The sequence below is a fragment of the Bradyrhizobium sp. NBAIM08 genome, assembly GCF_020193935.1.
GTDB classification, from domain to species: domain Bacteria; phylum Pseudomonadota; class Alphaproteobacteria; order Rhizobiales; family Xanthobacteraceae; genus Bradyrhizobium; species Bradyrhizobium yuanmingense.
Window position 1 is genome coordinate 1 of sequence record NZ_JADYVR010001121.1, and the last position, 394, is coordinate 394.

The following is a 394-nucleotide window of genomic DNA, read 5'->3' on the forward strand; positions in this document are numbered from 1 at the left end:
GTGCCACAGATCCGCGAGGAATTGCGCGATCGCTTTGCGATTGCGTTGTCCGCGGATGCCATCGAGCGCTACGTCGGCCGCTACCAGCGGCTGGTCGCTGCCCGGCAGCAAGATCCGGCCGAAGTGGCCCACGTCTATCGGCGGGCGCGCGGGCTGATCCTGACCATCGACGGGCTGCAACCGGAGAAGGGCCACGAGACGCTCTACGTGGTGCGTGAGATCGGCCAGAAGCGTGTCTGGTTCGCCGAGGCCTTGCTGTCCAGCAGCACCAGCGAGGTGCAGCGGTTGCTGGCGCGGGCGCGGGCGTGGGTCGAGCGTCTGGGCTTGCCGGTACGGTGCTGGATCTCGGACAAGCAGGATGCCTTTGTGACCGGCATCGCTGCGGAGTTTGCGG

Annotated in this window: 1 pseudogene; it reads left to right on the plus strand. The window is 67.3% G+C overall.

What is annotated here, in order from left to right:
* Window positions 1-394 (plus strand): annotated as a pseudogene (locus tag I6F37_RS43760) (hypothetical protein); the annotation flags it as partial.